Source organism: Plantactinospora sp. WMMC1484 (genome assembly GCF_049315195.1).
Taxonomy (GTDB): Bacteria; Actinomycetota; Actinomycetes; order Mycobacteriales; family Micromonosporaceae; genus Plantactinospora.
The window spans coordinates 6,198,273-6,224,705 of record NZ_CP186055.1; the positions used below are offsets into that span (position 1 = coordinate 6,198,273).

A 26,433-nucleotide genomic window follows, 5' to 3' on the forward strand; every position below is an offset into this window, starting at 1 on the left:
AATTGCGCTCAGAACGCGCAGGAGAGGTCCGTCGATCGAATCGACGACGCGAGCGGCGATGTGCCGCCCGGCGGAGAGCGCCGCTGTCGGCGTACCGGTGGAATCAGCGCCGCCGCGACCTGCCGTCGCCGACCCGCGGGTCTTTCCGGACGTGCCGGCCATCCGGCCGGCGACCCCGGCGTGCCCGCGTCGACGACGTCCGCGTCACAGCCCTCGAGCGGTCCGCTATCGGGCCAGGGTCGGGTACCTGTCGAGGGCTGCCCGGTGCCGGCCGGGGGCCGGGCGGACCGGAGCGGTCGCGGTGACCGGAGGCCGGACCGCGACGCGGCGAGCTGGGACGCGGCGAGCTGCCTGGGGGGATGGGCCGGAGCCCGGGTGGTGCGGCACGAACACGTACTCCTTCCGACACCGCCTACCGGGTTAGCTGACGGATTCGGGCGGGAAGGCCGCCCTACCGCGGGCCAGAGGCTCGCGGATTCACCCCGAATAACTGTGGGTCCCCGGCTCGTTACCGAACGACTCGGCGGGTCTGTTCCGGTGTCACCGGCGTGGCGACCAAGGGGCCGGACCAGACTCGCCGACATTACTGGCCGCCTTCTGCCGTTGCCAACCCTTCTGAACAGCGAAAACAGTGCCCGACACCGCGAATCGGACGGCCTGGGACCGGTTGCTGGACCACCGAACGGGGTCGAGATAAACCAGCATGATCATGTACGCGTACGGTATGACGGAAATGACCGGCTTGGTCGGGTGGTTCCAGAATGGGACGACAACGCGCAGGAGGCCCCTTTCGATGACAACGGTGCACGAAGCAACCTACGACCTGCTCCGTTCCCTCGGTCTGACCACCCTCTTCGGCAACCCCGGCTCCACCGAGGAGCCATTCCTGAAGAACTTTCCGGCTGACTTCGCGTACGTCCTGGCGCTCCAGGAGGCGTCGGCGGTCGCGATGGCGGACGGCTATGCCCAGTCCAGCGGTCGGCCGGTACACGTGAACCTGCACACCGCCCCGGGCACCGGAAACGGGATGGGCAGCCTGGTGACCGCCTGGCACAACAAGACCCCGATGATCGTGACGGCAGGACAGCAGACCCGGACGATGAATCTGTTCGAGCCGATGCTGACAAATGTGCGGCCGACACAACTTCCCGAGCCGTACGTCAAATGGAGTCACGAACCATTACGCGCCCAGGACATCCCTGAGGCTTTCATGCGGGCGCACGCCACCGCCGTACAACCGCCGGCCGGACCGGTGTATCTCTCGCTACCCCTGGACGACTGGGACGAACCCGCCAACGGCACCCCGGAGGTGCGCCGGGTGAGCACCCGGGTCGCACCCGACCCTGCGGTGCTGGCCCGGTTCGCCGAGATCCTGGCCGGCAGCCGGCAGCCGATGTTGGTGATCGGCTCCGGGGTGGACCGGGCCGGCGGCTGGGCCGAGGCGGTCGCCCTCGCCGACCGGAGCCGGGCGCCGGTCTGGCAGCCCCCGTTCGCCGACCGGGTCGGCTTCCCACAGGACCACCCGCAGTTCCAGGGGTTGCTGCCGCCGGCAATCGGGCCGCTGGCCGAGAAACTGGTCGGCCACGACACCGTGCTGGTGATCGGTGCCCCGGTCTTCCGCTACTACCCCTACGTGCCCGGCCGGCGCGGATACCTGCCGGAGGGCACCCGGCTGTTGCACATCACCGACGACCCGGCCGAGGCGGCCCGCGCACCGGTCGGGGAGAGCCTGGTCGGCGACGTTACACTGGCCTGCGCCGCCCTCACCGAGCTGCTGCCCGCAGCCGACCGGCCGATGCCGCCGACCCGGCCCGCCGCGCCGGACGGGGCGGCCGGGGCGCCCGGCACCCCGCTGAAGCCCGAGACCCTCTTCGGGGCGCTGGCCGCCGAGTGGCCGGCGGACGGGATCGTGGTGCCCGAGACCCCCTCCAACCTGAGCGCGCTGCACCGGCAGCTCACCATCGTCCGGCCCGGGTCGTACTTCAAGATGGCCAGCGGGGGCCTCGGCTTCGCGCTGCCGGCGGCGGTCGGCATCGCCCTCGCCCAGCGGGACACCCGGCGGCACCGGCCGGTGGTCGCGGTGATCGGGGACGGCTCGTTCCAGTACTCACCGCAGGCGCTCTGGACGGCGGCCCAGCACCGGCTGCCGGTCGTCTTCGTGGTGCCGGTCAACCAGGAGTACGGGGTGTTGAAGGCATTTGCCGAGTTGGAGCGGGCGCCGGGGGTGCCCGGCCTGGAGCTGCCCGGCCTGGACATCCCCGGCATCGCCCGGGGCTACGGCTGCACGGCCCACCAGGTCGAGTCGGTGGACGAGTTCCGGACGGCGTTCCGGGCCGCGCTCGGCACGGAGGGCCCGACCGTGCTGGCGGTGCCGATCACCCGGGACGTCGCACCGCTGCTCTGACCGTGAGCATGCCGGGACGCCGCGCCGCCGCTCCGGCCGTGAGCATGCCGGGACGCCGCGCCGCCGCTCCGGCCGTGAGCATGCCGGAGTCGGCTCAGCTCGCCATCACCCGCTGGTGCAGTGCGGTGACCACCGCGCGGGCCGAGACGAACGAGCCGTGCTGCCAGGCCACCTCGTGGCTCAGCCAGTCACCGGCGAAATAGACCCGGCCGGCGGGCCGGAGCAGCAGGTCGTAGCCGGCGCTGCCGTGCGGCGGCGAGGTCCAGGCCCCCTCCAGGTAGCGGGTCCGGTCCCAGGCGTGCGAGTACGCCGTCACCAGCTCGCTGCGGTACTTCTCGCCGTGGATCTTCACGCCCTGCATGACCGCCCGCTCCTGCCGCTGCGCCGGGGTCAACGCGCTGTACGCCCGCGCGTTCGCCCCGGTGTTGTAGTAGCCGACGATCACCCCTCGCCGGCCGTGGAAGCCGTACGACGGGTACCAGATGTGCGACACGTCGAGGTCGGTCTCCGTGATGCCGCCGTAGATGCGCTGGTCAAGCTCCCACCAGCGGCTCCGGTACTCCAGACCGATCTTGCCGGAGGCGGTGGCCGGGAAGCTGCCGAGCGCCGCCGTCACGTCCGCGCCGAGATTGTGCGGCACCCGGGCCATCAGGTGTGGTGGCAGTGTCGCCACGCAGTAGTCCGCCCGGACCATCCGCTCCCGGCCGCCGTGCCGGTAGGTCACCTCGACCTGGCCGCCCCGGTCGGTCACCCCGGTCACCTCTGCGCCGAGCGTGATCCGGTGCTTGCCGATCGCCCGGGCCAGGGCTCGGGGGATCTGGTCCATCCCGCCGACCGGCTGGAACATCAGCATGGCCTGGTCGTAGCCGAGCTCGAAGGAGAAGTACCGCCCGACGTTGCTGGCGAAGACGTCTGCCAGCGGCGGCGGTGCGCCGAGCAGGCTCCCGCCGTCGTTGCCGGCGCCGGGATAGCTGGCGAAACCCCGCCGGCTGGTGCCGGTGTAGGCCCAGCCGCTGGTGCGCCCGCCGATCGCGCCGTAGCTCTGCAGGAAGGACAGCAGCCGTTGCTTGTCGTCGGCGCTGAGCCGGTCGTCGAGGGCCCCCTGGTCGGTCGCCTTGGCGAGCAGTTCGGAGACGTAGCCGTACACGTCCGCCTTGGCGGTGCGGTAGCGGACCGGCGCGGTCATCCCGGCGGACTCGTTGTAGATCCAGGCGTCCGCGTTGGCGTTGGTGAAGACCTCGACCGGTACGCCCAGCTCGCGGCAGTAGTCCATGGTGACCATCCACTGTGCGATCCGGGCCGGCCCGGCGTTGAGGTAGCCGCCGTCGGAGAAGCGGGCCCGCTGGGTGTGCCCGTCGAGATCGGTCTCCACGTCACCACCCCGGATGGTCAGGTTCCGGCCGCCGGCCCGGGAACGCGCCTCCAGCACCGTGCAGTCGTAGCCCGCCTTGCCCAGTTCGTAGGCGACCGCGAGGCCGGCGACGCCGCCACCGAGCACCACCACCCGGGCCCGGCGGCGGCCGGTCAGGTTGAAATCGGAGTGGGTCGGCGCCTGGAACGGTGGCGCGGCCGAGGCGGCGGTCGGGGCGAGCCCGAGCGCACCCATGGTGGCGAGCATCGCGCCCGCACCACCGCTGACCCCGACCGCGCGCAGGAAACCCCGCCGGCTGACCGCAGACTGCTCGGACTGGTTCATGCCGCCCCCTTTTCGAAGATCGACCCGATTTCACGATCCGTCTGTCGAAGATCCACTGGGGCCGAGTCTGTAGAGGGTGTGTTTCGGCGAGCTGACAGAGACGATTGCCGATATGTTTCGGATGCCGGGGCACCACCGTGGACGACCAGGGGATTCCAGCCCCGACCGGCACCGGCCGACCGGTACGGTGGGGCCATGTCCGGTACCGCCCTCGCCGCCCTCGCCTCGGCCGACATCCCGCACCGGGTGCTCCGGCACGGCCCGGTGCGCAGCGTCGCCGAGGCCGCCGACGCGCTCGGCGTCGAGGTCCCGGACGTGGTGAAGACCCTCGTCGTACGCCGGGCCGAGCAGGACTACGTCTTCGTCCTGGTCCCCGGCGACCGGGTCATCTCCTGGCCGAAGCTGCGGTCACTGCTCGGCGTCAACCGGCTCTCCCTGCCCGGCGCCGACGAGGCACGGTCGGCGACCGGCTACGAGCGCGGCACGATCACGCCGTTCGGCTCCCGCACCGCGTGGCCGGTCGTCGCCGACGAGCGGATCCGGGGCCGGACAATCACGCTCGGCACCGGCGAGCACGGCAGCGCCGTCGCACTCGACGCCGACGCGGCCCTGGATGCCCTCGACGGGACGGTCGCCGACGTCAGCGACCCCGAGCCGCCGGGCCCGCCAGGACCCTAGAAGCCTGGTGTAGACCGGTGATCGGGCCGTGGGTGCGATGGGAGCGGCACGCCGCACGGCGACGGCTGGCGGCGGCCCCGCTCGGAGCAGCACCTACCCGGAGACCGGTACGCCTGCCTGGTATGCGAACACGACCGGCCCTGCCACGATGCCCGCCTGGCCCTACTGCGCAGCTTCAACGGCAACCGGGTCGGACTGACGATGTACCTCGCCGCGCACCTCGCCCGCGCACTGGAGGCACTTCCCGACCGTCACCCCGCCACGATCGTCGGACAGATCATCTAACGGGTTCCCCGCCGCCGTTGACGCCGCTCCGGCACCCCCAGACGTCGGCACCGGCCTTCGCCTCTTCCCCGCGCGTCACCAGGGCCGGATCTGACAGGAAAGCGCCCCCGGCCGTTCGTCCCCCCTTCGAAGCGGCCCCAGGACGCGCCCAACCCTTGGCCCTAGCCACCCCCTCACGGATCCGAGTCCACCAGTGATCAATCCGACCGCAGCTGCCGTCGAAGATCTTGATTACTTGTTGTCGTTCTGACAACAACAAGTAATCAAGATCTGGCGGACCTGGCAGAGCTGGCAGGCGCGCACACGGCCGGGGACACGCTCGGGGAGGACGACGCACTGATCCTGCTTCCGTCCCCGGTCATCCAGCGGCACCTCTGGCGGCCTGGCCGGAGAGCAGCAGCGGACCATGACATGCGGAAGCGCCCAGGGGGACACAGCCCCGGGGCACACAGCCCCGAGGCCCCACCCCGGGACCCCAGCGCAGAACTCCCCGGTGTCTCTCACCGGAGCTGGTCGAGCAGGGCGTCGACCACCTCCCGGGTGCCGGCGGTGCCGCCCAGGTCTTTGGTCCGGGTGGCCGGATCCCGCAGGCAGGTCTCGATCGCCCCGACCACGTCGGCCGCCGCGGCCGGCGCACCCAGATGATCGAGCATCAACGCCGCCGACCAGACCGCGCCGAGCGGGTTGGCGACACCCTGACCGGCGATGTCCGGCGCCGAGCCGTGCACCGGCTCGAACATCGACGGGAAGGTTCCGGTCGGGTCCAGGTTGGCCGAGGGTGCGATCCCGATGCTGCCGGCCACCGCCGCGGCGAGGTCGCTGAGGATGTCCCCGAAGAGGTTCGATCCGACGATCACGTCGAACCGCTCCGGTTGCAGCACCAGCTTCGCCGCGAGCGCGTCGATGTGCTCGGCGTCCCACCGCACGTCGGGATGGCCGGCGGCCCGCTCGGCGACGATCTCGTCCCAGAACGGCATGGTGTGCACGATCCCGTTCGACTTCGTCGCCGAGGTGACGTACGAGCGGCGGGTCCGGGCCAGCGAGAAGGCGTAGTCGACGATCCGGCTCACCCCGACCCGGGTGAAGACCGCCTCCTGCACCGCCATTTCCGCCGGATCGCCCCGGTGCAGCCGGCCACCGATCTCGCTGTACTCCCCCTCCACGTTCTCCCGGACCACGACGAGATCGACCTCGCCCGGCCGGGCGTTCCGGACCGGACTCTGCACTCCCGGGAAGACCCGGATCGGCCGGAGGTTGACGTACTGCCGGAACGTGCGGCGGATCGGGATCAGCAGCCCCCAGAGCGAGACGTGGTCGGGCACACCCGGCCAGCCGACGGCGCCGAGGAGGATCGCGTCGGCCGGCCGCAGCCGGTCGAGGCCGTCGGGCGGCATCATCGCGCCCTCGGCCAGATAGCGCTGGCAGGACCAGTCGTACTCCTCGTACGCCAGCCGGAGCCCGTGCCGCCGGGCCGCCGCGTCGAGCACCTGCCGGGCCGCCCCGGTCACCTCGACGCCGATGCCGTCGCCGGGAATCACCGCGATCCGCCGCACGTCCGACCCGGATTCTCCGGCCGCCATCAGCCACCGAGCCCGACGAGCGCGATCATCAACGGCAGGAGCAGCAGGATCAGGATCGCACCGAGCACGTCGAAGGAGAATCCGGAGCGGATCATCCGGGTTATCGGCACGACGCCGGAGCCGTAGACGACCGCGTTCTGCGGTGTGGAGACCGGCAGCATGAAGCCGAACGAGGCAGCGAAGGTCGCCGCCAGCGCCGGCACGAACGGATCCACCCCGGCGGCCACCGCCACCGGAATGATGATCGGCACCACCACGGCGGCGGAGGCGGTGTTGCTTGTCGTCTCGGAGATGAGCACCGCCAGCACCACGGCGAAGGCGGTGATCGCGAAGGCGGTGCCCAGGCCGAGCAGGCCGGCGCTGCCCTCGCCGATCGTCTCGGCCAGGCCGCTGCCGCTGAGCAACGCGCCGAAGATGATGCCGGTGCCGAAGAGCAGGACCGTGCCCCAGTCGATCCGCGCCGCGTCGGACCAGTTCAGGGTGAACTCGCGGCTCCGCCAGTCGGTGGGGAGCAGGAAGAGCAGCGACGCACCGAGCACCGCCACGATCCCCTCGTTGAGCCGCCCGCCGATCAGGTCGTACTGGCTGGAGTCGCTGCCCCAGATCAGCGCCACCACGCCGGGGGTGATCCAGAGCACGACCGTCACGGTGAAGGCGACCAGGGTGTTCCGCTCGGCCCGGGAGAGCGGACCGAGCGCGGCCCGCTCGCTGGCGACGTACTCGGCGACTCCCTCGATGCGGCGGATCTCGGGCCGGTTCAACAGCAGCAGCACCGTGGCGAGGGCGACGAACATCAGCGCACAGATCGGGGCGGCGACGACCATCCACTCGGCGAAGGAGATCCGCTCCCCGGTGGCCTCCTCGATCAGGTCCCGGCCGATCAGGTTCGGCGGGCTGCCGACCGGGGTGAGCAGGCCGCCGACGCTGGCGCCGTAGGCGAGCATCAGCATGAGCGCGACCCCGACACGCAGCCGGGTGGGATCGAAGTCGGCGGCGGCGATGCCCCGTTCCTGCATCAGTTTCGCGATCACCGCGAGGATGCCGAGCGCGGTCGGCAGCAGCATCGCCACGGTCGCGGTGTTGGAGACGAAGGCGGAGAGCAGGGCGGTGATCAGCCCGAAGGTGATGACGACCCGGCCGGCGGTCCGGCCCACCCCGGGCAGCGACAGCATCCGGAACGCGAACCGGCGGGCCAGCCCGTGCTTGAGCATCGCCTGGGCGAGGATGAACGCCCCGATGAAGGTGAAGACCGTCGAGGAGCCGAAGGGTTCGAGCACGTCGCCGGCGGGCGCCACCCCGAGCACGACGACGGCGGCGACGCCGAGCAGTCCGCCGATCGGGATCGGCACCGGCTCGGTGAGCCAGAGCACGATGACGCCGAGCAGGATCCCGGCGAGGGTCTGCTGGTTGCCGGGCATGTCGAGCGGGAGCGCCAGGAAGACGACCGCGACGAGCGGGGCGAGCCAGAGGCCGGTGGTGCGGCGGCCCCGCTCGAACCGCTCCTCCGCCGGCGAGAGGCGCTGCTCGCCGAGACTCCGGTAGGTACTCCCGCCGAGCAGCGCCTTCTCCACATCGGTCCGGACCGGCGCGCCGCCGGTGCCGTCGGTCCCGCTGGCGTCGTTGCTTCCGCTGGTGTCGTTGCTTCCGCTGGCGTCGCTGGTGTCGCTGGTGGTGGTCACGACGGCCTCCATCGATCTGCGTTGGTGCCGGATACAGGGGTAACTATCCCTCATTCCCACCGGACCGGCCGGTTGAGGCCGAATTCGGGCGCACCGTGTCGACAGTCGCCGACCGCTCAGACCGTCCCCAGCACCGCGAATCAGACCGTCGCGAGCACCGCGAACGGGTCGGCCGCACCGCCGTTGTCGACCGCGACTATCCGCCGCCGCAGCACGAAGGTCCCGCCCGGCTCCAGCGTCACCTGCCGCTGGCTCATCACCCAGTTGTAGGCGGCGTACGCGACGAAGCCGGCCTCGGTGTAACAGAGCCCGTAGGTCTGCCGGTCCGAGCCGGTCATCCCGATCCAGGGCGCGGCCGGCGGGTAGTCGGCCGGGGTACTGCTGGTGATGGTGCCGTGCCCGGGCACACCGCTGCGCTGTCCCGCGCCGTCGTGGTCGAGCGCGTCGCCGGTCCAGAAGGTACGCGGCTCCGCCCCGCCGTTGCGGAAGACGGTCTCCGCCATCAGCCACGGCTCCCCCGGCCGGACGCTGTACGTGGTGACCACCGCGATTTCCGGCAGCTCCGTGCTGACCCCGGTGGCCCGTACGCTCGCCACCGGCCCGGCCGCGTCGAGCACCTCGACGCCGGTCGACCGGACGGTGCGCTGCTGCCAGGCGTTGCCGCCGCGCGGCTGGGCCGCCGAGGCGTACGGCAGGTTGATCCAGTCGAGCTGGTCGAGGTGCCCGACCGCCGCCACGTCGAGCGGCTTGCCGACGGTCACCCCGGCCAGTTGCGGGTCGTCGGTGCCGGCCGAGACGGCCATCGCGACCAGGTCGTTGCCGAGCACCAGGTCGGTGCCGTCGGCCGAGGACTGCGGTCCGGGGACGGTACGGCCGGTGCCGGCCCAGACCGCCGCCCGGGTCAGCCGCAGGTCGAGCCGGGTCGGCCGGCCGGCCCGGACGGCGACGCCCCGGCTGACCGGCTCGTAGCCGACCCCGTTCGCGGTCACCGTGTAGTCGCCGGGCGGCGCGAAGGCGAGCACCTCGCCGGCCGGGTCGGTGGTGCTGGCCACCAGCTGGCTGCCGTCGGCCCGGAGGACCGCCACCTCGACGTTCGGCAGCGTCTCGCCGGTGGCGCGGTCGGTGACCCGGCCGACGATGCCGTCCCCGGCGTCGATCCGGCGCGCACCCGGGATCCCGTCCCGCACCTCGAACGCCGCGATCGTGTACGCCGGCGAGGCGGCGTCCCGGGCGTCGAGCACGATCCGCAGGTCGCTCCGCCAGCGCCGCTCGGTGACGTCGCAGATCACGTACCCCCGGTAGCTGCCGTTGTAGAACTTCACGTGCGGGTTGGCGGCCAGCCCGGCCCGGACGTCGGCGTCCCAGCCCGCGCCGGACGAGATGGACGTGCCGACGAACTCGGTGGCGACGGTCCGGGAGCGCGGGTCGGCGAAGTCGGTCTTCAGGTCGTTCACCCAGTGGGTGTGCCAGTCTCCACTGAGGACGACCGGGTTGGCGATCCGGTGCCGGTCGACGAAGTCGAGGATCCGGGACCGGGCCGGCGGGTAGCCGTCCCACTGGTCCAGGTTGACGATCTGCCCCGGCCCGAGGTCGTAGTCGAAGGCAGCCATGATGGTCTGCTGGGCGATCACGTTCCACCGGGCACCCGAGTGCCGCAGCCCGTCCAGCAGCCATTGCTCCTGCTCCGGGCCGGTCATCGTCCGGGCCGGGTCGAAGACCTCGCCGGTCGGTTCCTTGCGACCGTCGCCGAGGGCCTGGTCGCTGCGGTACTGCCGGGTGTCGAGCACGCTGAACCGGGCCAGCCGGCCGACGTCGAAGCGGCGGTAGAGCAGCATGTCCGGGCCGTCCGGCCGCTGCTCCGGGCGGAGCGGCAGGTGCTCGTGGTACGCCTGGTAGCCGTTGGCCCGCCGCTCCAGGAACGGCCGGCCGTCACCGGCGGAGCCGGCGACCGGACCGGCGTAGTTGTTCTGCACCTCGTGGTCGTCCCAGGTGACGAAGAACGGAAACCGGGCGTGCGCGGCGCGCAGGTCGGGGGAGGTCTTGTAGAGCGCGTGCAGCCGGCGGAACTCGGTCAGGCTGCCGTCGGTGGTCTCGTAGATGTAGTCGCCGAGGTGCACCACGAAGTCCAGCTCCTGCTCGGTCATGTCCCGGTAGGCCGGGTACGGGCCGCCGGCCCAGGACTGGCAGGAGGCGAAGGCGAACCGCAGGTGGTCGACTCTCGCGTACGGCTCGGGCATCGTCCGGGTCCGTCCGGTGCGGCTGGTCGCCTCGCCGACCCGGAAGCGATACCAGTACCAGCGGTCCGGGAGCAGGTGGCGCACCACCACGTGCACCGAGTGGGCCGACTCGGGCAGCGCCGTCACCTCACCGGTCCGGACCAGGTGCCGGAAGTCGGGGTCGCGGGCCACCTCCCAGCGCACCCGCACCGGCTCCGCCGGCATTCCGCCGTCGGCCGCGTCCAGCGGGTCCGGGGCGAGCCTGGTCCAGAGCACCACGCTGTCGTGATCCGGTTCGCCGGAGGCGACCCCGAGGGTGAACGGCGCGGAATCCAACTCCGCCGCGTACGCCTCGGGCAGCTCCGCGACGAGTTGTCCCACCGCCACGACCCCGGCGGCGCCACCCGCGATCGTCAGGAACCGCCGCCTGCTTATCGGATTGACGTCCATCGTTGTCGCACCTGTCCCCATCACCGACGATGTCGCCGGTCAGTGTGGACAGGTCGGCCGCCCGGATCCTGAAGGTCACGTGAAGCCCAGCGGTACTCCGAATGGCGGATCGCCGCTCAGCCCTTCGGGCATCGGCAGCCGGACAGGTAGCGGATCGCCGTACGGGCGGCTCTGCCGCGCCCGATCGTCAACCGCGTTCGATCAGGTGACCCACGGTGTCGGGGCCGAAGATCGCCGCGCCGGAGCCGTCCCGGCGCTGGTCGGGCTCGGGCAGCGCCATCGGCTCGCCGCGCTTGCTGATGCCGACCGGTCGTGGCCCGATCCAGGCGACGACCAGCCGGGACTCTCCCTTGAGGAAGCGCTGCGCCCGGACGCCGCCGGTGGCCCGCCCCTTTGTCGGGTAGAGCGCGAACGGGGTGACCTTGACGCCGCTGCCGGTCGAGGTGACCACCATCGGCTCGCCCTGCTCCGGATCGTCGGTGCGGATCGCACCGAAGAAGACCACCTCGGCGCCGGAGCCGAGGTTTATCCCGGCCATGCCGCCGCCCTTCACCCCCTGCGGGCGGACCAGCGTGGCCGGGAAGCGCAGCAGCGAGGCGTCCGAGGCGACGAAGGCGAGCGTCTCCGCCCCGTCGGTGAGCCAGGTGGCCCCGACCACCTCGTCGCCGTCGCGCAGGCTGATCACCTCGAACTCGTCCGCCCGGACCGGCCACTCCGGGGCGCAGACCTTGACCACGCCCTGCCGGGTGCCGAGCGCCAGACCCGGCGATCCGGCGCCGCGCTCGCCGAGCGGCGCCAACCCGACCACCGTCTCGCCAGGCCCCAGGGAAACCAGCTCGGTGCTGGACATGCCGCCGGAGAGCGAGACCGTGCCGGCCTGCTCCGGCAGCACCGGCAGTGGCAGCACCTCGGTCTTGAACGCCCGCCCGGCGCTGGTCACCAGCAACACCTGGCCGCGCGCGGTGGTGTGCACGACGGCGCGTACCGCGTCGTGCTTGGTCCGGCCGTTGCGCCGCCGCCCCTCGGCGGCCTCCTCGGACTCGGCGGCGGTCCGGGCGACCAGCCCGGTGGCCGAGAGGATCACCTGACACGGGTCGTCGGCGACCTCCAGCGGCCCGGCCGGCGCCGACGCGGCCAGCACCTCCTTGAGGTCCCCGTCGATAAGCGTGGTACGCCGTCGCACCGCGAACTCGTCGACCACCGCGGCCAGTTCGTCGGAGACGACCCGACGGAGCACCCGGTCGTCGTCGAGGATCTCGGTCAGTGCGGCGATCTCGTCGCGCAGCCGCTCCCGCTCGACCTCCAACTCGATCCGGTCGAACTTGGTGAGCCGGCGCAGCGGGGTGTCCAGGATGTAGCTGGCCTGGATCTCGGAGAGCCCGAACTGGCTCATCAGGCCGTCCTTGGCGGCCTGCGCGTTCTCGCTGGCCCGGATCAGCCGGACCACCTCGTCGATGTCGAGCAGCGCCATCAGCAGGCCGTCGACCAGGTGCAGCCGGTCGGCCCGCTTCTGCCGCCGGAACGTCGTACGTCGGGTCACCACCTCGTAGCGGTGCGCCAGGAAGACCTCCAGCAGGCGCTTGAGCCCGAGCGTCTGCGGTTGCCCGTCGACCAGGACGAGGTTGTTGACCCCGAAGGACTGCTCCATCGGGGTGAGCCGGTAGAGGTCGGCGAGGAGCGCCTGCGGGTTGACCCCGACCTTGCACTCGATCACCAGCCGGGTGCCGTTCTCCCGGTCCGTGAGGTCCTTGACGTCGGCGATGCCCTGGAGCCGGGCCGCCTGCCGTTGCCCCTTGCGCGGGCCGGAGGTGATCAGCTTGCCGCGCACCTCGTCGGTGATCGCCTCGATGATCTTCTCGGCGCCGATCCCGTACGGCAGCTCGACCACCGTGATCGCCTGCCGGCCCCGGCTGCCCTCCAGCGGGCCGGTCTCGACCCGGGCACGCATCCGCACCACACCCCGACCGGTCTCGTACGCCTTGCGCACCTCGTCCAGCCCGAGCAGCTGGCCACCGGTGGGCAGGTCGGGGCCGGGGACGAACTCCATCAGCTTGTCCAGGTCGGCGTCGGGGTGGTCGATCAGCCAGCGGGCCGCCGCGACCACCTCGCCGAGGTTGTGCGGGATCATGTTGGTCGCCATCCCGACCGCGATCCCGGACGTGCCGTTGACCAGCAGGTTCGGGAAGGCAGCCGGCAGCACCGAGGGCTCGGTCAGCGAGCCGTCGTAGTTGGGCTTGAAGTCGACGGTCCCCTCGCCCAGCTCGCCGACGAGCAGCATCGCCTCCCGGGACATCCGGGCCTCGGTGTAACGCGCGGCGGCCGGTCCGTCGTCCTGAGACCCGAAGTTTCCATGCCCGTCGATGAGTGGGGCGTTCAGCGAGAAGTCCTGGGCCAGCCGGACCAGCGCGTCGTAGATGGCGGTGTCGCCGTGCGGATGGAAGCGTCCCATCACGTCGCCGACGACGCGGGCCGACTTCACGTGCGCCCGGTCGGGGCGGTGTCCCTGCTCGCTCATGGAGTAGAGGATCCGCCGGTGCACCGGCTTGAGTCCGTCGCGCGCGTCCGGGAGCGCGCGGGAGTGGATCACCGAGAAGGCGTACTCCAGGTAGGAGTCCTCGACCTCGGTGGCCAGGGGGTTGTCGAGGACCCTCGCCCCCGCCTGGTCGAAGGCGGAGAGGTCGACCTTCGGTCCCTTGCCCGTACGGCGTGCCATGGCGTGACGTGCTCACTTTCCTCGCTGGCCGGTGCACCGGCCGCTGTCGTACCCGCGTCTGAGGTCCACCCGGCGGGTCAGGCGTCGATCGCCTCCTGGTCGACCCGGTTCGCCGAGTCGATCAGCCAGTTCTTCCGGGGCTCGACCTTCTCGCCCATCAGCAGTTCGAGGACCTGCTCGGCGGCCTCGACGTCGTCCAGGGTGATCCGCCGGACCATCCGGCTGGCCGGGTTCATCGTGGTCTCCCAGAGCTCGTCGGCGTCCATCTCGCCGAGCCCCTTGAACCGGGGAATCGGGGTGACCACCTGCCGGCCCGCCTTCTCCAGCCGGGTGACCGCGGCGGCCATCTCGGCCTGGGTGTAGGTGTAGTGCGTCTCCGGGTTCTTGCCCTTCGTGCTGATCTTGTGCAGCGGCGGCACCGCAGCATAGAGCCGGCCCGCCTCGATCACCGGCCGCATGTACTTGGCGAAGAGGGTGATCAGCAGGGTCCGGATGTGCGAGCCGTCGACGTCGGCGTCCGCCATGATCAGGATGCGGCCGTAGCGGAGCGAGGCCAGGTCGAAGGTACGCCCCGAGCCGGCACCGAGCACCTGGACGATCGCCGAGCACTCGACGTTGTCCAGCACCTGCTGGAGGCTGGCCTTCTGCACATTGAGGATCTTGCCCCGGATCGGCAGCAGCGCCTGGTATTCGCTGGAACGGGCCATCCGAGCGGTGCCGAGCGCGCTGTCCCCCTCGACGATGAAGAGTTCGCTGCGCTCCACCCCGGTCGAGCGGCAGTCGACCAGCTTCGGCGGCATCGCCGCGCCCTCCAGCGCGGTCTTGCGCCGGGCGGCGTCCTTCTGCTGCTTCTGGGTGAGCCGGACCCGGGCCGCGTCGACGATCTTCTGGAGCACCGTCCGCGCCTCGGCCCGGGTCTTGCGATCCTCCAGCCAGGCCCGGATGTGCTGCTCGACGACGGTCTGCACCACCTTGGTCACCGGGGCGGTGGAGAGCTCGTCCTTGGTCTGCGAGGTGAACTGCGGCTCCGGGATCCGGACGTGCACCACCGCCGTGATGCCCTCCAGGATGTCGTCCAGGACCGGCGCGTCCTCCTTCGGCTTGAGCAGCCCGCGCGCGTTGCGGATCGCGTCGACCAGGGCCCTGGTCGCGCCCCGTTCGAAGCCCTTGCGGTGGGTGCCGCCGTGCACGTTGCGGATGGTGTTGGTGAAACACTCGACGGTGCGGTCGTAGCCGGTGCCCCAGCGGAACGCCACCTCGACCTCGGCGCGACGCTCCACATTGCTCTGCATCACGCCGTTGGCGTCGGCGGCGTTCTCCCGGTAGGTGCCCTCCCCGCCGACCAGCAGCGTGCCGGAGACGGGCTTGTCGCCGGCCGGTGCGAGGTAGTCGACCATGTCGGCCAGTCCGTTCGGAAAGTGGAACGTCTCCGCGCTGATTGCCCCGCCGGTGGCGTCGCGCAGCACGTAGGTCACGCCGGGCACCAGGAACGCGGTGTGCCGCAGCTTGGTGCGGACCGCCTCGACGTCGAGCGCGGCGCCGGCCTCGAAGTAGCGCGCGTCGTGCCAGTAGCGGATCGAGGTGCCGGTGGACTCCCCCCGCTTGACCTTGCCGAGCAGGCGCAACCCGGGGTGCGGCGTGAAGGCGGCCCCGGCGCCGGAGCCGTCGAACATTCCCGGTACGCCGTGCTGGAACGACATCTGGTGGACCTTGCCGTCCCGGCGGACCGTCACGTCGAAGCGCCGGGAGAGCGCGTTGACCGCCGAGGCACCGACGCCGTGCAGGCCGCCGGAGGTCTTGTAGCCGGAGTTGCCGAACTTGCCCCCGGCATGCAGCCGGGTCAGCACCAGCTCGACCCCGGAGAGCCCCGACTTGGCGTGCACGTCGGTCGGGATGCCCCGGCCGTCGTCGTCGACCTGCACCGAGCCGTCGGCGTGCAGGGTGACCTCGACCCGGGTCGCGTGACCCGCGACACCCTCGTCGGTGGAGTTGTCCACGATCTCGTTGAGCAGGTGACCCACGCCACGGCCGTCGGTGGAGCCGATATACATGCCGGGGCGCTTGCGGACCGCGTCCAGACCCTCGAGGTGGGTGAGGTCGTCGGCCCCATACAGGATGTCAGGCTGTGCAGTCAACGAGGTGAACTCCCAGGGTTGCCGGTCGTGCGCCGCTGGTCGGCGGGGCTGGCGCCGGGGCAGGCGGGCCCCACGCCGGTAGCGAGCGTACCCACTGCCGGCACCGGGGGCCGGCAGCGTCCGGCCCGACCGGGCCGCGTGGCGAGGAACATCACCCGATTGTCGCCTCCGGGTACGACAGGAGTCACCCCGAGGCCACCTGAGCCCGGGCAGGCGCAACGGCCGGTACCGCCGGTACCGCCGGTACCGCTGGTGCCTGTGTGCTCCCTGGTGCCGCCGGGCAGCCGGGGTCAGCCTTCCGAGCCGGTCGCCGTGACGTCGTGGATCCGGTACGCCTCGACGAGCCGGTCGTGCAGCGTGTCCAGCCGCGCGTCGACCCGCTGCCGGGCCGGGTCGGCGTCGTACCAGTCGACGATCTCCCGGGCACCCTGCGCGAACGGCACGGACGCCACGAAGTCCGGCACCAGCCGGCGCAGCTTGGTGTTGTCGAAGATCATCGAGTGGGCCTTGTCGCCGAGGAGCGCGGCACCCCACTCCGGATCCGTCGCCGCGATCACGTCCGAGGGCACGTGCACGATCCGGGCCGGGACCCCGGCCGCGGCGGCCAGCGTCTCGGCGATCTGGTTCCAGGTGAGCACCTCGTCGGAGGTGATGTGGAAGGTGTCCCCGACGGCGGCGGGATGCCCGAGCAGCGGCACCAGGCCACGGGCGAAGTCGGTGTGGTGGGTGAGCGTCCACAGTGATGTGCCGTCGCCGTGCACGACGAACTCCCGGCCCCGGCGCATCCGGTCGACCACCGTCCAGCCGCCGTCGAACGGCACCAGGGTGCGGTCGTAGGTGTGCGACGGCCGGACGATCGTGGCCGGAAAGGCGTCCTCGCGGTACGCCCGGACGAGCAGCTCCTCGCAGGCGATCTTGTCGCGCGAGTACTGCCAGTACGGGTTGCGCAGCGGCGTCGACTCGACGATCGGCAACCGGGCCGGCGGGGTCTGGTAGGCGGACGCCGAGCTGATGAAGACGTACTGGCCCGCCCGGTCCCGGAAAAGCTCGATTCCGGTCCGGACGTGTGCCGGGGTGAAGGCGATCCAGTCGACCACGGCATCGAACTCGCGGTTGCCGAGTGCGGTTCTCACCGCGTCCGGATCGCGGATGTCGGCGCGCAGCACGGTGACCCCGGCCGGCAGCGGTCGCCGGGTGGTGCTGCCCCGGTTGAGCACCGTCAGGTCGATGCCGTGCGCGACGGCGAGCTGGGAGCAGGCGGAGCTGATGATCCCGCTGCCGCCGACGAAGAGAACCCTGCGAGCGCTGATGGTGTTACCCCCTGACCTCCGGCGAGGCTGCGCGGCCCCGGGACCCGGGCTACCGCTCCCGGCGGGCTGCCAGTATGGCCGCCGAGCCGGCGGGCCACAATCTCGGCGGCCCGCGACCGCCCCGACTCAGGGCCCGCCCCGGGTCAGGGCCCGGCGAGGGTCAGGGCCCGGCGAGGGTCAGGGCCCGGCGAGGGTCAGGGCCCGGCGAGGGTCAGGGCCCGGCGAGGGTCAGGGCCCGGCGAGGGTCAGGGCCCGGCGAGGGCGCGGCCGCCGTTCACCAGGGACACGGCCATCAGCGAGTCGGGCACGAGCGCCAGCCCCACCGCCCGCCAGTGGTCGGCCGCGGGTGGCGGCGCTTCGGCGGGTGTGGTCTGCGCTCCTGTCACGCACCGAGCATGACATCGACCCGACGGCGGAACATGGGTAGAAGCCGCGTAGATTTCTCCGGCCGGACCAACGGTCACCCGACGATCCGGCCGGCGGAGCACCCCGCCGTGTTCACCCGGCGGGACGTCCTGGCGACGGAGTTATTGGGTGACCGTGCGGCCGGCCCTGCCGATCAGGTCGGCGACGGCGCCGGGCTCGGCGACGGTGACCGCGTGCGAGGCGTCGATCTCCACGGTGTATGAGCCAGCCCGCTTCGCCATGAAGCGCATCGAGTCGGCGGGGATGGCGAGATCCTGTTTGGTGACCATCGTCCACGACGGGATGCTCCGCCAGGCGGCCCTGGTGGCCTGGTCCTCGAGCGCGGTGGCCGCGATGGGGCGTTGCGTGGCCGCCATCAGCTCGGCGACGTCGCGGGGGACGTCCGCGGCGAAGACCCTGCGGAACTCGTCCTGCTTGATGTAGAGATCGGTGCCCGTGTCGCCGCCGGGCAGCGGGAAGGGCACGGGGTTGAGGGCGGGGCCGAGTTGGCCGCCCGGGAACCTGGCGGCCAACTCGGCGGTGCTTTCGCCCTTGTCGAGGCTGAAGCTGGCAATGTAGACGAGCGCCCTGACGTCCGGGTGGCCGTCGGCGGCCTCGCCCATCACCGACCCGCCGTACGAGTGGCCGGCGAGCACGATCGCACCGTCGATGCTGTCCAGGACGCTGCGCAGGTACCCGGCGTCGCTGTGCAGACCGCGCAGCGGATTGGCGACGGCGACGACCGGGTAGCCGTCGCGCTTGAGCCGCTTGACCACGCCGTTCCAGCTCGACGAGTCGGCGAAGGCGCCGTGCACCAGTACGACCGTGGGCTTCCTGCCCGGCGGGCGCTGCCCGATAGCCGCGCCGGCGGTGGTGGCGAGGAGCGCGACCGCCGCGACGCCGGCGGTCACACCGGCCAGCGTGACCGCCCGCCTGGTGGGGCGGCGCAGGAACTCGATGTTCATCGGTATGTCCTTCCGATCCAGGAGCGAGGGGCCGCCCGACCGATCCGACGAGCGGGCGGTACGCGACATGCGATATATTGCATGTCGCTCGCCTCGGATGTCAAGAGACCACGGGTGGGCGGACGCGCATTTGACACTGGCGCCACGGCGTGACCAACATGTTGCATGCCGGTACCACGGGGTCGCGGCCTCGTCTCCAGATCACTCCTGCGCGAGGACGCCTACCGGGCGATCCGGGACGCGATCGTCGACGGCACGCTCGCACCCGGCGAACGCCTCAACGACACGGACCTGGTCGAATGGCTCGGCGTCAGTCGGACCCCGGTGCGCGAAGCACTGGCCCGGCTGGAGCAGGCGGGCCTGGTCCAGACCAAACCGGGCCGATACACAATGGTCAGCCCACTGGACGTCCGCGCCGCCCGCAACGCCCAGTCAGTCACGGCGGTGATGCACGAACTCGCCGTCCGGGAGGCCCTGCCCAACCTCTCCGGCGCCGAGCTCGACGCCATGCGCGAGGCCAATACTCGGTTCGCCGACGCCCTGCGCCGCGCCGACGTCGACGCGGCGATCGCCGCCGACGACGATTTCCACGGTGTGCTCGTCACCGCCTGCGCCAACGGCGCTCTCCAGGACGTCCTCGAGCGGTACACGCCGGTGCTCCGGCGCCTGGAACGGCTGCGCTTCTCCTCGCTGAGCGGCCGGGAGTCGGTGGCGCAGCACGACCGGATCATCCAGCTCTGCGCGGCCGGTGACGCAGCAGGGGCGGCGGCCGCCACCCGGGCCAACTGGGAGACCCTCGCCCCGCTGCTCGAAACCCCGTCCACCGACGATGATCCGGGCCGGCTTGGCCCGACAACCGCCCCACCCACCGGAGACGGGTGAGGCTCTCGACCGTCCGTCGGGGCCGGCGGCGCTGCCGACGGGCGCCGTTTCCACCTGACGACCGACCGTCAACCGGGACACATGGACCGGTGGTGGATTGCGGAATCGCGCAACGAATTCTTCAACGATCTTGCGGAATGCAGACATCGTCGTGTTCCGGTGCTTGTATCGCTGCGTACCGCGGTCTGTCGGTTCGGGGGAGGGTCCTACATGGCAGGCAGAAAAACGGGGGTGCTCGCGATCGGTAGGGCCGTGCCGGCGCTGGTCCGCTGGGGTGTCTCGGCGGACGCCGATCTGGTGTACCGGTGCCTGCTGACCTTCGGGCCGCAGGCCGCCGGGAAGGTCGCGGCTGAGCTTGGCCTGGGGATGCGGAGGGCCCGGACCGCACTGGACGAACTCCTGGCTGTCGACATCATCACGGTGGAACGCGAGCCGTCGGGGCACGGCGCGGACGCCTCGATCTGGCGGGCACGGCCCGCGGCTGCGGTGGTGATGACCCTGCGGCGCCACGCGCTGCGGCGCGCCGCAGCGGCTGCCGGGAGCGATCCCGAGCCGTGTGAGCGGGTCGCGCTTTCGGCGAGGCACCTGCCGGACCGCGAGTCCCGCCGCCGGCGCATAGCCGAGTTGGCGGCGCTGGAGCGAGTCGAGCACCTGTCCATGCAGCCCGAGCAGGCTTTCAGCACAGACGAACTGGCGGTCGGCGCGCCGCTGGATGTCGCTGCCTTGCGTCGCGGCGTCCGGATGCGCACGCTGAGCCGCCCGCCCGCGGACGGCGACCGCTCGGCGCAGCACGCGATCGATTTCGGCCGGCTCGGTGGCGAGTATCGGGAGGCGGCGCGTCTACCGCAGAAGCTCATGATCTTCGACCGACGCGTGGCGCTCCTTGCCGTCGATCCCCTTGACCTGGAGCGCGGCACGTGGGAGATCGTCGACCACGCGGCGGTCGATGCGCTCGTCAGGCTGTTCACCCGTCACTGGAGCGACGCGGTGGACCCGAGCCGAAACGGAGTACCCGCGATCGTGTTGACATCACGCGAGAAAGCAATTGTCGCACTGCTCGCCCAGGGTTATACCGACGCCGCCTCCGCGCAGGAGATCGGCATGTCCACCCGCTCCCTCACCTACACACTGAGGGCGTTGATGGACCGTCTCGGCGTCGACAATCGCTTTCAGCTGGGTCTCGCGCTCGGCGCGCTGAACGTGGCGACGCCACCGGGCCCGTCCACACCCGCCGCCACCATCGATGGGGGAAACCGATGAGATACCTGGCTGTGTTCGCCGCCGCGGTCGTCGCGCTGTTCGGCGCCGGTCCCCCCGCCGCGGCGGATGACGGATGGGAACGCATCCCGTGCTTCTCCGGAGCCATCGAGCGAGCGGAGATCACCGCTGGCGACTACGTAACGTTGACCGGCCATCTGGACTGCGGCGTGCCGGAGAACAGCACCGGGCCACGGTGGGGGTACGCCGCCTTCATCGCGGGCCTGCCCTACGGCACCCTGAACGATGCGGACCTGCAGACGTACTCCCACGGGGACAGGACGGCGTTCTCCGACCGGATGCGGGTGGACCGGCTCCCGGAGCTGGGGATCTGCGTCGTAACGGACTACGAGGTGCGTATCGCGTGCGTCAAAGTCACCCGGAAGAGCCCCACATCGCCGATGCTGGTAGGCCCGACGGACGTCGACGACGAACTGGTCGACCGGCCGCTCGAACGCCGCTCCGAGGGTGCTCCCAATCCGGTCTGTGGCCATTGCTAGGGGTCCTCGATGGTGGACAACCAGGCGTGTCTATGTGATCGAGGTCGATGGGTCCGATAGGCCGGGAGGATCGGCCGCCCGGCGCAGGTTCGGCGGCGAGGCACGGTCACCGCGAAATCGGCTTCGGCGCGCCAGGGCGCAGATCCCAGGTGGCGAAGCGGTGTGACTGGCACAACCCGGCCGCGAGCGCGTCAGCGTCGACATCAGCCAGCGGGTAACCGCGATCGGCACCGAAGCCGACCACCACGACCCCGTCAGCCACACGAACCCCGCCCAGACCCGTCACGACCCGACAGCCACCCCGGCTACCGGTGGCCTGCCCGACCAGGCCCGTCAGCGCACAGCGGATTCACCGCCTTCGCAGGCCGCGCCTGGGTACGCGTTTCAGGTGGGCGATACTGGGATCGAACCAGTGACCTCTTCGGTGTGAACGAAGCGCTCTCCCGCTGAGCTAATCGCCCTCAGCGCGCACGACTGTACCCGATCGCGCCGATCCCGCGCATCTTCGGGGTCAGTGCGTCGCGAGGTAGGTCATGAAGCGGGCGATGAGGTCGATGCCGAGGCTGGCCCGGACCGACAGCCACAGCACGAGCGCGATGAAGACCAGCCCCACGGAGCCGAGGACGAATCTCACCGGGAGGGACTGCTCGCGTACCCAGCGCGCCCAGCCCTGCACGTGCCGACGGGTAAAGCTGAGTAGCCGTTTGGCCCAGTGGAATTCCACCGCCCAGATACCCAACCCGCCGATGACGATCAGCCAGCCGGGCCCGGGCAGCGGGATCAACGCGAGACCGAGTGTGACGACGATCGCACCGGCGAGCGCCACGAAGACCTTCAACGCGAAACGGCCCGTGGGATTTGCCCGGATGATCTCCAGTGTCCGCCGGATCCGCTGACGCCGGTTCTGCATGACAAAGGGCTCCAGCGGGTCCTCGCCGCCCACGCCCGGCGGCGACTCCGTCGCAGGTCCGAGCCGGTCCCCCCGCATGACGCGCTCGTCTTCCGGCACGTCGTACCTCCGCTCCTCCGCCCTCCCCGTCGCACCGGGGCGGACCCCGACGCCGGCACCGTTCACCCTCGACGCCCCGGCAGAGCTGATTTCTCCATTGAGGATGGATTCGTAGCCATCTCAACTCCCAGTGTGGCCCCGGCCCGTCACTCAACAGGACGACTGGACGTTACCGGAGTGAGTCGACGACTGAACCACCTGGCGTCGGGTGGGCTCGAGTACCTGGGCAGAACTGGACATCCTACATAAAGATTCGATTTCGATCGGGAGTTAGGAAGCCTCTTCCCACTACTGGGTGATATCAGCGTATGGCGGAGCGTAATCATGAAGTAGCAGCTGAGGATGGGAACGGCGGGACACATACGTCCCGCAGCGGTGCCGGGGGGAGAACGTCCATGAGTGTCATCCGACCTACCACGGTCGAGGTCGAGACGTCGTTAAGGCTCGTTGCACCTGACGCCACGGCTCTGCCCGTGCGTGCAAGCCTGCGCTACGACCCAGCCGACCCGTATGCGGTCCATGTCCTGTTCCATGCGGAATCCGCCGGAGGCGAGGCGGTGAGCTGGTCCTTCGCGCGGGAGCTGCTCGTCACCGGTCTCGACGAGCCGGCCGGGATCGGCGATGTCCGGGTCTGGCCCTGGGCCACACCCCGGGGAGACTTCGTCGCGCTCGCGCTGTCGTCACCGGACGGTAACGCACTGTTCGAGGTGCCGCGTAGCGTCCTGGTCAGGTTCCTGCGCCGGACCTACGTGGTGGTGCCGCGCGGGCGGGAGGGGGACCACCTCGACGTCGACACCGCGGTCAACCGACTGCTGGCCGGCCGCTGACATTCCGCGACGCGTCGACGCGCATCGCGGGAAAGCCTCGACCGGAAGAGAACCACCGCGCCGCGCGGACCCTGCCGAGGTCCGCGCGGCGTCTGCACACCGGTGGGCGCCCACAGGGCCCTGCCCGAACTGCCTGAACTGCCTGAACTGCCCGGGTTGAGGGCCGCTCGGACGCCTCAGCCGTGCGTGGTGACTCCGCCGTCGACCGGAATGACCGCACCGGTGAGATACGCCCCGGCCCGCGAGGCGAGATAGATCGCCGCTCCGGCCATGTCGTCGGGTCTGCCGATCCGGCCGAGCGGCACCTGGTGCTCGATCGTCGCCCTGGTCGCCGGGTCGTCCAGGGCGAACGCCATCATCTTGCTCTCGAAGGGGCCGGGCGCGATCGCGTTCACCGTGATGTGCTCCGGGGCGAGCTGGTGCGCGAGGCTCCGGGTCAGCATGTGCACCGCCGCCTTCGTCGCCGAGTAGGCGTAGACCTCCATCCACGGCACCCGGATGCCGTCGATCGAACCGATGTTGATCACACGGGCCGGGTCGTCCGCGCTCGCCGAGGCCCGCAACGCGGGCAGCAGAGCCGTGGTCAGCTGGAAGACCGCCTTGACGTTGACCGCCCAGAGCTTGTCGAAGGCGCTCTCCGGATAGGCCTCCAGCGGCGCACCCCAGGTCGCTCCGGCGTTGTTGACCAGTACGTCCAGCGCCGGCACCCGGGCCAGGACCTGCTCGGCGAGCCGCGCCGCGCCTGTCGCGGTGGAGATGTCGGCCGGGATCGCCTCACACCGGCCGACCGCAGAGAGCCGCCCGGCCGCCTCGGCACAGACGTCCGCCTTCCGCGACGAGATGATCACCTGGGCGCCGGCCTCGACGAATCCCCTGGCGATCATCAACCCGATCCCCCGGGTCCCGCCGGTGACCAGCACCGCCTTGTCCTCGACCGAGAACAGACCTGGCATGCGCACCCTCTCCGGCCGTGTCATGGGCCGGCCAACGTCCGGCGCGCCCGCTGCTCTGGCGGCGGCGTCGCCGGCGTACCTTCCGCACCGATCGCCGTCGCCGCACGCGCCGACCGACCCCACTCGCGTACTGCCCGGTAACCTAATCCCGGGCGACCCGATCGGACAACTCCGCTGGCCGCGTCGGGCCGGGAATGGGCGGTCACGGGCGGGCCGTCACGTTGTGCGGCGGGGTTCGGTACCGGCGATCAGGGAGCCGTCCAGGTAGACGGTGATCCTGCCGTTCGCCTCGTAGCCCGGGCCGGCCGGTCGCCAACTGTGGTCGTCGGCTTCGAGGAACCGGGACCGGTCCGCCTTGGTGAGCCGCAACTCGATCGGGCCGGTCTGCCCCGCCGCCGGCAGCATCCCGGCGTCCCGGGCGAAGCCGACCTCCAGATAGCCGTCCGCCCCGCGCCGGGGCCCCGGCAACGTCACCACCCGCCGGCTGACGCCGGCACAGCCGATCTCGGCCCGCACGCACGCCGCCCGCACGGCACCGCGACCACCGTCCCGGGTGAACCAGTACCGGATCGTCACCCGGGACAGGTCGACCGGCGCCCGGCCGGGGTTGTCCAGCACGAGCGCCGGGCGGATCTGCTGGTCGACCGGCCACCGGTCCAGGTTGCGGTGCAGCACCGCCAGCGGCGGGGTGGTCGGCGCGCCGATCACGAAGAGGGTCACCGAGTCGGCGGGGTAGGTGTGCGAGAGGATCCCGTCCGGCGCGCCGGCCACCGGCGGCGGCACCGAAATCGGCTGGTCGGCCTCGCGCACGATCGCGCCGAGATTGCCGGCGCCGTACCGGTGGACCTGCGCCGTCGGTGCGGACCGGCCGCGCAGGGCCAGCGACGTGCTCTGCTCGACGCCGCTCTTGTTCACCACCATCACGGTGAGCGCGCCGTCGGCGCGGCGCTCGGCGGCGTACACCGAAAGCTTCTCCTGGTCGGCGGAGGTCGCCCGGACTCCGACGTCGCCGAACCGGCCGCCGGCGCCGTCGTAGTTGCGGTACATCCGGAAGGCGTACGCGCCGGGCTCGGTCGCGGCCGGCGGCGCCCAGAGAGTGGCCAGGTCAAGCCCTTCCCGACCGAAGATCCCGAGGATGTCCGCCTGGGCCAGCGCGCCGTTGACGTGGTCCAGCGCCCCCCAGTTGTACTCGGTGATCGCCGTATTCGTCCCCGGATAGTTTGCGGCCACCAGCTCCCTCATCCGGGGCACCAGCCGCACCTGCGTGTTGATCCAGCTCTCGTCGGTGTAGGTCGGGTCCCAGAGCGCCCGGGTCGAGCGCAGCCGCAGCGCGTTGGTGGCCGGGTCGTCGCCGTTGCCGAACGCCACCCCGGAGGCCTGCGGATAGAAGTGCATGTCGAAGTAGTCGAGCACCCGCTGCCCGTGCTCCGCCTCGTAGTCGCGCATCTGCTGCAGGTACCAGGTGGTGAGGGGCAGGCCGTCCCGGGCCGGCCGGTCCGGCGGGTCCGCCCAGCATCCGGTACGCCCGCAGACCTCCTGGTCCAGTCCGGAGTAGTCCCACGAGGTCCAACCCCAGCCGACCGGGCCGAGCGTCGCCGCCGTGGGGTCGACCTCCTTGATCGCCGCGCCGATCGCGTACGCCCGGTCGCGTAGTTCCACCGCACTCGCCCCGGCCGGGTGCACGTCCCGGTGGGTGGAGTGCCAGATGTCCGGCTCGTTGTCCAGGTTGTAGAACCGCACCCCGCCCTCGGCCGCCATGCCGTACCTACCGGTGAGGTGGCGCAGCCACTCCCGGACGTACTCGGGGCCGACCTCGACGCTGGTGTCGTGCGGGTCGTTGCCGGTCACGAGGGTGCCGTCGGGCCGGATCCCGTTGCCGCAGTCGGGTCGCCACTCGTCGGTACGCTCCTGCGGGCCGTACTTGGCGACCGAGAAGCCGCAGGAGCCGTCCCGCGCCTTCGGCGCCCACCCGATCAACGGCACCGTGAGCACGGTGTCGGTGCCGGTACGCCGGTCCTGCTCGACGAAGCGGTCGGTGGACGATCCGTCCGGCAGCGCCTCGGGGTTGTCGTTGGCCTCCGCGATGTTCTCGAAGAACCAGTCCGAGGCACGGTTGGTGGTGTCGTAGCGGTAGTGGTAGCGGGTGGTCGCGTTGCCGCCCCAGCGGCGTACCGGCAGGGCCAGCTCCTCCGCCAGGGCCTCGTCGGTGAAGTTCATCCCGTAGATGTGCGGGCTGATCGGATGCCGGTCGGCGACCAGGTCCACCTCGAGGGCCGGCCCCGGTGCGGCCAGTGCCGGGGAGGGAGCGACGAGGACCACTCCCCCGGCGGCGACGACAAGCAGTGCGTTGGCGGCGATGGACGGCAGGCTTCTTCTGCGACGCATGCGAAATCTCCGGACCTTCATCGGCTTGTCCTGCCCTGGGGCGGACGCGGCAAGATCGTGCCCGCGTGGACCCGTCGTTCCTGCCGCACGCGGTGGTCGTGGCC

General features: G+C 71.3%; 18 protein-coding genes, 1 tRNA gene, 1 pseudogene and 1 riboswitch. Of the genes and pseudogenes, 6 read left to right on the forward strand and 14 right to left on the reverse strand.

The window, feature by feature from the left end; translation table 11 throughout:
* Nucleotides 1-394: 394 nt before the first annotated feature.
* Nucleotides 395-536: riboswitch (cyclic di-AMP (ydaO/yuaA leader) on the reverse strand.
* Between the two features lie 257 nt (nucleotides 537-793).
* Complete coding sequence (gene mdlC / locus ACN28C_RS26740) at nucleotides 794-2,404, forward strand: benzoylformate decarboxylase (RefSeq protein WP_422770279.1); 1,611 nt, start codon at nucleotides 794-796, stop codon at nucleotides 2,402-2,404.
* A 94-nt stretch (nucleotides 2,405-2,498) separates the two neighbouring features.
* On the opposite strand, the gene ACN28C_RS26745 is transcribed toward mdlC, so the two are convergent.
* The gene (locus tag ACN28C_RS26745) at nucleotides 2,499-4,100 is read right to left on the reverse strand and encodes a flavin monoamine oxidase family protein (protein WP_422770280.1); all 1,602 of its coding nucleotides are present in this window, start codon (nucleotides 4,098-4,100) and stop codon (nucleotides 2,499-2,501) included.
* 195 nt (nucleotides 4,101-4,295) lie between these two features.
* On the opposite strand from ACN28C_RS26745, the gene ACN28C_RS26750 reads away from it, so the two are divergent.
* Nucleotides 4,296-4,778: an aminoacyl-tRNA deacylase gene (locus ACN28C_RS26750; RefSeq protein WP_422770281.1), complete on the forward strand. Its 483-nt coding sequence runs from the start codon at nucleotides 4,296-4,298 to the stop codon at nucleotides 4,776-4,778.
* Nucleotides 4,779-5,563: 785 nt separating this feature from the next.
* Here the strand turns inward: ACN28C_RS26750 and ACN28C_RS26755 are convergent.
* The 8 genes from ACN28C_RS26755 to ACN28C_RS26790 form a co-directional block, all read right to left on the reverse strand.
* A complete protein-coding gene (locus ACN28C_RS26755) occupies nucleotides 5,564-6,616 on the reverse strand; it encodes a tartrate dehydrogenase (RefSeq protein ID WP_422774818.1) in 1,053 nt (350 codons plus the stop codon).
* Nucleotides 6,617-6,642: 26 nt separating this feature from the next.
* Nucleotides 6,643-8,322, reverse strand: coding sequence for an SLC13 family permease (locus ACN28C_RS26760; RefSeq protein WP_422770282.1), 1,680 nt, complete (start codon nucleotides 8,320-8,322; stop codon nucleotides 6,643-6,645).
* 140 nt (nucleotides 8,323-8,462) lie between these two features.
* Complete coding sequence (locus ACN28C_RS26765) at nucleotides 8,463-10,988, reverse strand: alkaline phosphatase D family protein (RefSeq protein WP_422770283.1); 2,526 nt, start codon at nucleotides 10,986-10,988, stop codon at nucleotides 8,463-8,465.
* 187 nt (nucleotides 10,989-11,175) lie between these two features.
* On the reverse strand, nucleotides 11,176-13,701 hold the full coding sequence (locus ACN28C_RS26770) for a DNA gyrase/topoisomerase IV subunit A (protein ID WP_422770284.1): 2,526 nt from the start codon (nucleotides 13,699-13,701) through the stop codon (nucleotides 11,176-11,178).
* Nucleotides 13,702-13,778: 77 nt separating this feature from the next.
* Entirely contained in the window at nucleotides 13,779-15,899 is a 2,121-nt protein-coding gene (locus ACN28C_RS26775) for a DNA gyrase/topoisomerase IV subunit B (protein ID WP_422774819.1), read from the reverse strand.
* A gap of 227 nt (nucleotides 15,900-16,126) precedes the next feature.
* The gene (locus ACN28C_RS26780; protein ID WP_422774820.1) at nucleotides 16,127-17,146 is read right to left on the reverse strand and encodes an SDR family oxidoreductase; all 1,020 of its coding nucleotides are present in this window, start codon (nucleotides 17,144-17,146) and stop codon (nucleotides 16,127-16,129) included.
* Nucleotides 17,147-17,391: 245 nt separating this feature from the next.
* On the reverse strand, nucleotides 17,392-17,532 hold the full coding sequence (locus ACN28C_RS26785; RefSeq protein ID WP_422770285.1) for a hypothetical protein: 141 nt from the start codon (nucleotides 17,530-17,532) through the stop codon (nucleotides 17,392-17,394).
* A gap of 141 nt (nucleotides 17,533-17,673) precedes the next feature.
* Nucleotides 17,674-18,516, reverse strand: a complete 843-nt coding sequence (locus ACN28C_RS26790) for an alpha/beta fold hydrolase (RefSeq protein ID WP_422770286.1) — start codon at nucleotides 18,514-18,516, stop codon at nucleotides 17,674-17,676.
* A 165-nt stretch (nucleotides 18,517-18,681) separates the two neighbouring features.
* On the opposite strand from ACN28C_RS26790, the gene ACN28C_RS26795 reads away from it, so the two are divergent.
* From ACN28C_RS26795 to ACN28C_RS26805, 3 genes are all read left to right on the forward strand, one after another.
* Entirely contained in the window at nucleotides 18,682-19,398 is a 717-nt protein-coding gene (locus ACN28C_RS26795) for a GntR family transcriptional regulator (protein ID WP_422770287.1), read from the forward strand.
* Nucleotides 19,399-19,608: 210 nt separating this feature from the next.
* A complete protein-coding gene (locus ACN28C_RS26800; RefSeq protein ID WP_422770288.1) occupies nucleotides 19,609-20,658 on the forward strand; it encodes a LuxR C-terminal-related transcriptional regulator in 1,050 nt (349 codons plus the stop codon).
* Nucleotides 20,659-20,669: 11 nt separating this feature from the next.
* Nucleotides 20,670-21,155, forward strand: a complete 486-nt coding sequence (locus ACN28C_RS26805; RefSeq protein WP_422770289.1) for a hypothetical protein — start codon at nucleotides 20,670-20,672, stop codon at nucleotides 21,153-21,155.
* A 92-nt stretch (nucleotides 21,156-21,247) separates the two neighbouring features.
* On the opposite strand, the pseudogene ACN28C_RS26810 reads toward ACN28C_RS26805, so the two are convergent.
* From ACN28C_RS26810 to ACN28C_RS26820, 3 genes and pseudogenes are all read right to left on the reverse strand, one after another.
* Nucleotides 21,248-21,411: pseudogene (locus ACN28C_RS26810) on the reverse strand (SAM-dependent methyltransferase); the annotation flags it as partial.
* Between the two features lie 133 nt (nucleotides 21,412-21,544).
* A tRNA-Val gene (locus ACN28C_RS26815) sits at nucleotides 21,545-21,616 on the reverse strand.
* 50 nt (nucleotides 21,617-21,666) lie between these two features.
* Nucleotides 21,667-22,143, reverse strand: a complete 477-nt coding sequence (locus ACN28C_RS26820; RefSeq protein ID WP_422774821.1) for a TIGR02611 family protein — start codon at nucleotides 22,141-22,143, stop codon at nucleotides 21,667-21,669.
* Nucleotides 22,144-22,559: 416 nt separating this feature from the next.
* On the opposite strand from ACN28C_RS26820, the gene ACN28C_RS26825 reads away from it, so the two are divergent.
* The gene (locus tag ACN28C_RS26825) at nucleotides 22,560-22,991 is read left to right on the forward strand and encodes an SsgA family sporulation/cell division regulator (RefSeq protein ID WP_101365276.1); all 432 of its coding nucleotides are present in this window, start codon (nucleotides 22,560-22,562) and stop codon (nucleotides 22,989-22,991) included.
* 176 nt (nucleotides 22,992-23,167) lie between these two features.
* On the opposite strand, the gene ACN28C_RS26830 is transcribed toward ACN28C_RS26825, so the two are convergent.
* Complete coding sequence (locus ACN28C_RS26830) at nucleotides 23,168-23,944, reverse strand: SDR family oxidoreductase (RefSeq protein WP_422770290.1); 777 nt, start codon at nucleotides 23,942-23,944, stop codon at nucleotides 23,168-23,170.
* Between the two features lie 216 nt (nucleotides 23,945-24,160).
* The gene (locus ACN28C_RS26835) at nucleotides 24,161-26,329 is read right to left on the reverse strand and encodes a glycoside hydrolase family 44 protein (protein ID WP_422770291.1); all 2,169 of its coding nucleotides are present in this window, start codon (nucleotides 26,327-26,329) and stop codon (nucleotides 24,161-24,163) included.
* Between the last annotated feature and the right edge of the window lie 104 nt (nucleotides 26,330-26,433).